Origin of the sequence: Marinicella gelatinilytica (assembly GCF_026410405.1) — a bacterium.
Classification (GTDB): Bacteria; Pseudomonadota; Gammaproteobacteria; order Xanthomonadales; family Marinicellaceae; genus Marinicella; species Marinicella gelatinilytica.
In genome coordinates this window covers 1-8,504 of the sequence record NZ_JAPMLN010000028.1, presented here as the reverse complement: position 1 = coordinate 8,504, position 8,504 = coordinate 1, and the positions used below count along the sequence as shown (strand labels likewise).

Sequence of the window (8,504 nt, the reverse complement as noted above, 5' to 3'; positions counted from 1 at the left end):
GTGATTGTTAGGTTTTTTAGGTTTCATATTGCAAGGTTTTTGATGGTTGATTCATGTTTTCTTGCAATTTATTATAGCATAATAACGCTATATTGCGTTGAATATCAATGGGTTATTAGTTCTTCAGGGGCGACTAAATAACAATTATACTAAACCTCGTTCCCATGCTCCAGCGTGGGAATGCATAGCTTTAATCAACGGATTAGGTTCTATCAGAATCAGATAGGTGGGTAATCTGAGAATAAGAAATAAATGGTGCCGGTGGCGGAATCACTTAATCGGATATACCGTTGAAAATAAATGTATTATTTAGAATATGTTTAATTGTTACCAAAAGAGTTACCAACAGATATTTTTACTGCTTTAAATAAGCAATCTTTATGCTTGATTCCAATTTCTGTATTTAAGGTGGCTTTTTCACCTAGATCCATTAGTCGAGGACCTTAAATACATAAAAATCACTATTCGGAACGTACGAGCCGTACAAAGAAATTGCTGAAACGACCATCACGACCATTAGAGTTAAAAGAACCACCATGATCAAAATTGACTACCCATGAACTCTCCGAATAACTAACACTCGGCGAAATTGACCAAAAGTATGAGCTAGATGTATTTGGAAAATATGTTGTATTAATTGACGGACTATAACAACGCTGTTCTACTATACTCAACAACTCCTTATGGTTTGGCAAACGCCAATCATTATATTCTGCTAATGTGCTATTATTTGCCATATTGAGAGCCTCTTCCCAATTGTGCGATGTTACACTACCAGTTAAACAATCACTTCCTGATAAACCCAATTGACACTTTTGCCACATCAAACCAGTACTATTATCTGAAACAGTACCATCTCCATAGTCATTAAAGATACCATTAGGTGTACTAGGATGGATTTCTGAAACAGAACTACAAGTTTGAGCATGAGTAATTTGAACAGTCAATACGCACACAAATATTAAATTTATTTTTTTCATTATATATTCCTAATCTCCTTATTGACCAACCCTGACTAGTCGAACACTCAAATTATCACTCCGCAAACCAAAATCTAAGTTCCCTGTATTGAAATTGATAGTCCATGCGAAATTTAAGTTCCCAGCAACTGGTGCAGCCGACCAAAACTGAATATGGTTGGTATTAGGGAAATAATTATAATCTATCGAAGGACTAATTCGACTATTATCAACTATACTCATTAGTTCTTTCGATGTAGGGATTCGCCAACCAGTCAAGCCACATAGGGGTTCAAAATTACTTGCATTCACAAGAACATCCCAATCACTATAAAACTCTGTACCATAATCACCTTGTCTAGTAATCCCGCCCCAACGATAGGTGTTGTCTTTATCATGAAACCCTCCATCAGCAGTTTTTACTTCCCAAATCAACCCTGTAACATTGTCTCTAACACAAGCCCAAGGAGTCGTTGCATAATCAACGCTTTGATCAGCTAAAGGGTTACCAATTGCATCTAATTTTGTAAAACTAAACCCTGCATGACCATCTGAATCATCATTATGCGTGAAGTCTCTCCCTTGGTGACAGTCTTGTGGAGATGCAATGTTACTAGTACAAGTGGCATTATTACCTGATGGATAATCTCCACCCCAGGTTATACCTGTATCATTCAGTTTGTTTGACACTTGTGTAGTAGCATTTCTAACGAGCCTCACATATGCAGGTGTTGTCTGCTGCATTTTTGCAGGATAACTAAAATGAAAGTCTTCTCTCCATGCTTCTGAATACCCTGAATGTGTTGATGACCAGTAAAAATTAGACTGGGTATTTGGAAAAATTGAAACATTTACTCTTGGGTCATGACACTTATATTCCACAATCGATGAAAGCTCTTTTATATTTGGTAATCTCCAAAGTTTTCCTGTTGAGCTTTGCTCAGCTTCTGCGGCTTGAAATGCAGACTCCCATGAGTAAGTTGAAGCAGTACCTATAGAGCAATCTGTGCCAGATAAACCTAATGTACATTGTTGCCAGATTAGCTCTGTTTCTTTATCAAACACTTCACCTTGATTTACCTCAAACCTTGAGTCTGGAGTGGTTGACTCTATAAAATCACTACAACCTTGATTTGCTTTTACACTTGAACAAAAAGTAAATACAATAATAATGATGCTAGATTTATTGATCATAACTTTCTCCGTTAGATACTAGTCTGACATTAAATTCATAGTCTTTATCAATCACATAAACTTGTAATCCTCCTGTATCGCTATCATCTAAATAATAAGCCTCATAACCACCAGACAATCCACCTGGTGATGTATTAGTCCAATAGTCATATCCATCTATAACAACTTGATGATTCAGGTAAAAATAGTTGACATCAAAAGTACCATATAAAAAATCAAAATCAACAATGTTGAAAAGTTCGCCTAGCGTAGGAACCCGCCAATTACTTAAACCACATAGCTTTTCATCTATTACTTCCTGGGCAAATCCGAATGTACTATTAACACTTCCATTCCCTACACTACCATTTGGAAATGAGCCTGCAAAGCCTCCATTAGAATTGCTGTCGGGATTATACCAAGTATATTTATGGTCTTTGTCATGTAGTCCATTATCATCGGTTTTAACTTCCCACACTAACCCAGTCACATTATCTCTTACGCATGACCATTGTGTGGCTGTGGAAGGTAGTTCCTGACCTAAATTATCCAGTTTAGTGAAGCTAAACCCTGCTTGTCCATCACTGCTATCATTATTGGTAGCATCTCTACCATGATAGCAGTCCTCTTGAAGAGAAATAAAACTATTACAATTATTATGAATCTCATTCGATGAATATGTCAGTCCGGTATCGTTAATTTTAAAATTTTGTGGGAAATTTTGGTAGTTCACAAACTTAACAGCATCAAATGCAACTTTTTCTGTTTCTAATATTGAGTAGTTTGATTCACCAACTTGTGACCCTAAGAACATACCTACATAGCCTTGGTCTGTAAAATTAAAGTTAGATGATGATGCCGTACTTAGTTTGACCCAACTATTAGGGTTTAAGCTTTGATCTACTGGTAAAGATAGGATTGAATCTACACCGTCTTCTTTAATGACGTATTCTACACTTGTTGCTGTCGCTCCTTTTTCTGGTACATGCACCCAGATTTCATAGTTCCCACTTTTGTATGGTTTCCATTGTGCAAATGTACCTGATCTACCGGCATGTAAATCTGCTGTTAAATAATAGCCAGGGACTTCATTACCTTCACTTCCGTTATAAGCTGGGATAGTTCCTAAATCATTATCTGTATCAGTATCGGCATTTTGTTGATCATTATCAATAATAAAGTCATTGGTTGCTAAAAATTCAAATTTAACAGGGTAGCCAAACCTATTTTCTGTATCTTGTTGAACATAAGGAACAAATAGATACTCACCCAATTCATAAGTATTAGTTCCTGTTATTGACGCAACAGAACTATTAATATTCTGGCCTCCTAAAAACCTTAAGGTATCATCTAAGCCACCTTGGCTTTCTACGAGGCTTCGGTCATTAAAATCTCGAACGACTATTGATGAAGCATTGAAACTACCATGTAAATTCATGAATCCGTGAATTGTTTCACCAGCTGTGCCATAAACATCATAATTTGTTAAGGATGGAGTATTGGCTGTTCTTGACAAGATTGGCATAGCTATAGAATTTGTTGAACTCCCCATAAACACGGCGGGATTATAATAATTGTAATCATCAGGATTAACATCTGTTCCACCACCATATGGCACATAACCCCAGCCATTCGCAACAGAATTGCCTAACATATTATCGTCTTTTATTTCAAAATGCAGATGAGTAACGCTTGAATCAGTACTGCCCATTGTTCCGACTTTTTGTTCAGGCACCACAAAATCATCTAAATCTACGTCAAAACTATCTAAATGGGCATACATGCCATATTTATAGGTACCATCATTGTGAAGATACCTGACTAACAGCGAATTTCCAAAACGGCAATCTCCTGAAGCACAAATGTCATTAGGTGAGTTATTCCCATCTGGGTTTAGCAATGTAACTTTACCAAAACTAATACTGCTTGGAGTTCCTTCACTTTGATCGATACCTGTGTGACTACCTAAGTCACCTCGATACCAGTCATAGCCACGATACATCATATTGTTTGTTGTATTAAGGTTGTTATAACCAATATCAAAACCAGTTGTGGTTATAGAGCTATATGTAATCATATTATCAGTGGATGTACTGGTATTGTTTAAATAGCCATCAAAATTCCCAACCGCACCATAAGGTATATTAGCAACTACTGTATCCCCATCAGTCATTCCTGTGATTTCAAAGCTCCAATACTTATTGTCATTTGTTATCAAACCCGAAGTTATTGTTCCGGTTGTACCTGAAAGAATTATATCCGTTTCATCAAATGTGGCCGGATCAATTGGATCAGAAAAGACAACCTCATATTTAGCACTGTCTATACTGGTTGGATCTGCTTGATTTGAAGATTGGTTAATTGATGCTGTAAGTGAACCTGTTACTATGGAAACCAAAAAATCACCTGTAATGTTGGCATACTTGGTTGTAGCCTCAAGTGTGTAATTACCAGGTAATAACGTTCTAACTATTCTAGAGTTTGTCCCCTCTCCATTATTATCATCCCAGTCCAATACAGCTGAGTTAGAGGAGTCGCCAGCTAATAAAAATAAATATGCATCCTTATCCGACTCTAAATTAATTATAACGTCTGTTTCAGTTGATACTTCAAAATTATAAAATTGTGCTTTCCGGCCTGATCTGTTAACGGAGACGCAGTCATTTGTCCAAACGCCCTGAACTGAAGTATTTAAATCTATATTTGAATTACAGTTTGCAACTTCACCTATTGACAGGTAAAAGCTTCCAAGGCTTAAAATTGGGTTTGTTGTAGCTTCAACTGTGTATATGCCTGCAGTCAATTCTGTAACAATTTTAGCGTTTTCACCAGCTCCTCCATCGTCATCAAATTCAACAAGGCTTCCAAGTCCACTGCTTCCTTCAAGCAAATACATTTGAGTATCAACAGATGATGTCAGGTCAATGGAGATTAATTTTGTTTCTTGTAAATCAAATGTATAGTATTTTGAGTATTTACTATTATGAACCAAAGATGTGCATGCCGCTTCCCAATTTCCGTGATTATTTGAGTTAATTCCGATATTATAATTACAAACAGGAGTTGGAAGTGTAATTAAGGAATCTAAACAATCTTGTTGGTTTTCCCATGGAGTATTTAAACCATAACCTGAAGCCCAGTACCACGGCCCATAATGCAAACCAATATCACTATCTCCTGCAATTCTTGTGTCTCTTCTAGGCCCACATGATTGGAAAGGATCATATGGTGGATTTAAAGCACACTCCCAACCATCTCCAATTCCCAATCCTGTGGGTGTAACACATGGATATCTTGCTGAACTCGAAGCATCAAATCTAAATAATGGACCATTTGGACCATTTTTCTTATGCCCCCACTTTCCTGTAAAGTAGCTCCATGAAGATTCACTTTGGGGTATTTCAAGTAAATGATACGAAAATGTTCCATTAGGCCGTGATTCAACACTCAATGGATAAAGGACTTCTCTATCTCCAAGATGATTATCATTTACTGGGGCTGGAGAACCAGGGAAAAAATTGGTCTCCCCACTATACGCATAAGAGCCATGACCACCATTTGAAATAAACAATTTTGGATGAGTTAGTTCAATAGCTGATACTGATAAATTTTGCCATGAGTATTTTCTAGCTTCATAGTGAGTAGAAAATATCATTTCTGTTGGTTGATTATTTGAATCTAGAAAAATAGTCGCAGATTCCCAATCACCAGCATGATCACCAACCCAATCATTATAATAATAGAAAAACCAATACTGTATTGCAATTGGATTCAACTGATTATCATCTCTAAAAATTTTGTAATAAACTGTTGGTACAGGTGATAAGGTTATGTAACGCTCTTCCTTAGTAGTTATGCCTGACCACATTGGGCTGAAATTTAAATAGTTTTGAGGTTTGTTTAAATATGTGCTTCCCATAGTCGATACAATATCTTCGGTTGCAGGGAAATCTAAATAATAACCCCCTCCCAAATATCTATTAAATTCTGAAAGGTGGTCAGATACATTTGTAATATCATACACGTTTATTGGCATATAATCCTCAAAACTAAAAGTAGGATCAAATAATTTTAGATTTACACCTGTGTTTCCAGCACTAGATAAAAATAATACCGGAGCAAATTTCTCAGCCAAATTAACTTCAAAAGATCTTCTTGCTATCAAGTCATCACCATTTGCAACAGATTCTTTTCCTTGTCTATGTTTTCTTGCTTCAATATTTGTTATTGAATTTGTTAAAATTATATCCATTAACCTCATCTGCGAGAGATTATTCGATTGGTTTGATTTTTGAACGTACTCATACTCTCCTTTTATCACTCCAGCTTCGACATACAAGGCATTAGTGATAAGTGATTCAACATCATCTCCTTGGTAATTTGATAACCCAATATAACTTATAGCCCTATCTATAGGCTTTGCAGATTTGGTTCCTAATATTAATTCATTTTTTAGTTCAGGTGATAAAAACCTAGAACTATAGCTAATAAGACTAATTGCTTCTGAATTTAAATTTTCTGATTGTAAAAAATCAATTAACCTTAAAGATGAATAATAAGCATTCACTGAGTTTTGTTGGGTGATCAAGTTAAATAATTGATTTCTTTTTTCAGGCTTATCCTGTGAATAAAAACTATTCTCTAATGGCTCTAACATTGCATCATTTTTAATATGAATTAATAGAGAATATGCAAATGGTTGTAATTTTCTGTTCTCTGGGTCAGTAAGAATATTTACAAGATATCGAACATCATCATCAGTGGCTATTGCACTTATTCTTTGTTTTACCTGGTGCGGAAATGAACCGGGTATTCTTTCTTTTAGAAACAAATCAATTAAAACCCTTGATTCTCGGGCTGAATTTTTTACTTGTTCCCATTGTTCTTTCGCTGAGTATTCATCAAACTGCTTTGAATGATTTTGGAAAGATGCCAAAATCAATACTGCGAAAACTATTAAGCTAATACTTTTATTTTTCATGCTTTTCCCTTATTCAAACCCATTGCTGAATATAATATCTAAATTAAATGAATAGACAGCTCCTTTAGAGTCATCATTGTAGGCGCCAGATAAAACATGGTCATCATAAAAACCACCTGCATACCCCAACTCATTGTTGTCTAATTCTTGATCTACTGAGAACTTTTTAGATTGAACCCATGAGAATCCATCAAAATCATAAATATATGAATAACCAGAATCAGTACTGACGTTATCGTTAGCATTGATCATTATTCTGTTGCCTTTTAATTTAACCAAACTTCCAAATTTATCAAACGCCTTTCCTGTTGGTGATGTAAGTTTAGCTACTTCAGTCCAAGTTGAACCATCAAACTCAAATAAATAAGCTGATCCTGACCCACTAAACACATCATCATCCTGAGGAGCTCCAATTAATGCCATATCACCATCCAGACTTACTGAATATCCAAATTGATCTCCAACAGCTCTATCATTGGCTTTTAATTTGATTGTTTGATTCCAATTCGTACCATCATAATCATAGATATATGCTAATCCAGTTTCACCACCCGCATCAGCTCCTTTTGTGCCAATTAAAGCCCTGTCCCCTTGTAAACTTACTGAGTATCCAAATTCATCAAGCTCATTAAAACCTGTTCCACCGGATAAGGTGACTTTATGCTCTTGCTCCCAATCAATTCCATTATATTCAAAAATATAAAACGCACCGGAGTCCGTACCCTCATCATCTACTCCTGCAGCTCCTACAATGAGTCGATTACCCGATAAATCAATTGAAAATCCAAAGATATCTAAAGCGTCTCCATCATCTGCAATAATTTTGGAGGTTTGAGACCAGTCGGTACCATTAAAGTCGAAAATGTAAACAGCACCCGAGAAAATTCCTGAAGTTGAATCACCAATAGCACCGACAGCCACTCGATTATTTTCAATAACTACTGGAAAACCAAAGTATCGATCACTCTGAGCATCTGTCGGGATTATCTTTGCAGATTCTAACCAATGATTATTTGAATAGTTGAAAATATAAGCCGCTCCGGAATCATTCCCTTGAGAATCTTCAGTAGAGGCTCCGATAACAGCTGTATGTTGAAAAACATCAACTGATTCTCCAAAATTATCATCTAAATCCAAATCATTTGAAATTATTTTTGCCGCATGAGCCACTGTAATTAAATGCAAAATTAAAATTAAAAATAGTAGATTTGCTTTCTTTACCGTATAACCCATCTTTTCTCCTAATATTTTGTAAGCGCCAAGCGAACCCCATTCTACTATTTTTCTGATGTCTGATGCACACTGTGTGTTTTTAACACAGTGAATTACATGAGCAAAACTTACCGAAGCAAAGAACAATGGATTGAGCTTATTCAAGCCCATAAAGAATC

4 protein-coding genes are annotated in these 8,504 nt (G+C 36.0%); all 4 read right to left on the bottom strand.

The genetic code is table 11. The features are described from left to right. Positions 1-461: 461 nt before the first annotated feature. On the bottom strand, positions 462-980 hold the full coding sequence (locus OS173_RS13085) for an Lcl C-terminal domain-containing protein (protein ID WP_267184739.1): 519 nt from the start codon (positions 978-980) through the stop codon (positions 462-464). An 18-nt stretch (positions 981-998) separates the two neighbouring features. Next, positions 999-2,153, bottom strand: a complete 1,155-nt coding sequence (locus tag OS173_RS13080; protein ID WP_267184738.1) for an Lcl C-terminal domain-containing protein — start codon at positions 2,151-2,153, stop codon at positions 999-1,001. Continuing rightward, positions 2,143-7,113 (bottom strand): Lcl domain-containing protein, encoded by a 4,971-nt coding sequence (locus OS173_RS13075; RefSeq protein WP_267184737.1) that lies wholly within the window; start codon positions 7,111-7,113, stop codon positions 2,143-2,145. The genes OS173_RS13080 and OS173_RS13075 overlap by 11 nt, the downstream gene beginning before the upstream one ends. Positions 7,114-7,122: 9 nt before the next feature. Beyond that, a partial coding sequence (locus tag OS173_RS13070; RefSeq protein ID WP_267184736.1) for an FG-GAP repeat protein occupies positions 7,123-8,504 on the bottom strand: 1,382 nt, incomplete at its 5' end.

Bases quoted from the DNA above. Each gene is read 5' to 3' on its own strand.
- OS173_RS13080 (WP_267184738.1), bottom strand. From the start codon at position 2,153: ATGATCAATAAATCTAGCATCATTATTATTGTATTTACTTTTTGTTCA.
- OS173_RS13075 (WP_267184737.1), bottom strand. From the start codon at position 7,113: ATGAAAAATAAAAGTATTAGCTTAATAGTTTTCGCAGTATTGATTTTG.
- OS173_RS13085 (WP_267184739.1), bottom strand. From the start codon at position 980: ATGAAAAAAATAAATTTAATATTTGTGTGCGTATTGACTGTTCAAATT.